The sequence below is a fragment of the Pseudoalteromonas sp. 5Ae-yellow genome, from assembly GCF_014077565.1.
Classification (GTDB): domain Bacteria; phylum Pseudomonadota; class Gammaproteobacteria; order Enterobacterales; family Alteromonadaceae; genus Pseudoalteromonas.
Window position 1 is genome coordinate 1 of record NZ_JACGWD010000162.1, and the last position, 807, is coordinate 807.

Below are 807 nucleotides of genomic sequence, written 5' to 3' on the forward strand. Positions count from 1 at the left end.
AATATCAAACACTTCTATATTCTGCGTAAAAATACAGTAATCAATTGAACCAAAATAGGAACTCAGCTATGGTTTGTTTATCAATAAAAACAAATTTAAAAACGAGTTAATCTACAGGCTCGTTAGGTACTTCTAGTGTTTAGGTGTAATTTTCAAGTTTTATTAATATCAATTATTGGAATGCCATTTATTGCATCAGCGCAAGATGATAAGTTGTGCGAACACTTAATTTCCTTTGCTAGCAAATCAAAAGTCGCTAAACCTTTAAAAGTTATATTAATTAATGATTGGGCTAACTTCTCAAAGAGCTGTGAGGATAATGGAACAGAGGAAGGTAAGGAGTTCTGCAATTACTTAATAAACAATACTTCAACTGAATTTATGAATATTAATTTATCAAGAATTCTGAATTGTAGTGTAAATGATTTTAATTTAGGCAGTGTTCACCTAAATAAAATCTCAGGTGAATTTTCAGTATTTGAAATACCTAGCCTAAACCAAGATATTACATTGAATATAAATTTCTCAATTGGGGACGATGTAATAAAAGACTTTATAGAAATCGAGGCTGAAAATGAGCCTGAAGAATAAGTACCTAACAAGCTAATAAACAAGGACAAAAAACAGTTTGCTGTTTTCGTTCCTCAACATTTTAGCAAACAATTTTTTGCCTGTTATTAGGGCGTTGAGGCTGTAGAATTACTCTTTTTAGGAACGTATCCAACTATTCTTGGTTGGTTGCTTTTTAACCTTGAATCCATCTGTTCGCTGTGATCTAATAGATATTATTCACCCACGGTAAACTGT

At 31.5% G+C, this 807-nt stretch carries 1 protein-coding gene; it reads left to right on the forward strand.

Annotated elements, in window-relative coordinates; translation table 11 throughout:
• Nucleotides 1–180: 180 nt before the first annotated feature.
• Nucleotides 181–591: a hypothetical protein gene (locus H4J63_RS19790; RefSeq protein WP_220467256.1), complete on the forward strand. Its 411-nt coding sequence runs from the start codon at nucleotides 181–183 to the stop codon at nucleotides 589–591.
• Nucleotides 592–807 lie beyond the last annotated feature (216 nt).

Excerpts from the sequence above, each read along its gene's own strand:
- H4J63_RS19790 (WP_220467256.1), top strand. The coding sequence starts at position 181 with ATGCCATTTATTGCATCAGCGCAAGATGATAAGTTGTGCGAACACTTA.